Annotated in this window: 1 protein-coding gene; it reads left to right on the forward strand. The window is 35.6% G+C overall.

The genetic code is table 11. The annotated features are described in order from the left end of the window. Positions 1 to 227: hypothetical protein (locus tag FUA24_RS25430; protein WP_222861336.1), on the forward strand; the 227-nt coding region annotated here is incomplete at its 5' end. Between the last annotated feature and the right edge of the window lie 71 nt (positions 228 to 298).

Raw genomic sequence — 298 nt, forward strand, 5'->3', positions numbered from 1 at the left:
TTCTTTGGTTAAAGCGCGTATGTCTGTTTTATTTTGTGCCATATGTTTGCAAAAATAGTGAAAGGAAACCTAAATACGATTTTTGGTGTAGAATTATGCTTGGTTTTGCATTAGGGATTGAGGCTTTTGTTGAAGCTCTTTTTGTGTTGTTGCACCTATGCAACACAAAAAAGCGACTGCCGAAAGCCCGACCCCTTGTGGGTAATGCCCTAAATATTTTTAGCTAATATATTGTGAGGTGCTTTGTGTTTTTATTAAAAAAAAGCCCCGATTTACGAGGCTTTTTATTGTTTATATT

Source organism: Seonamhaeicola marinus, from assembly GCF_008085455.1.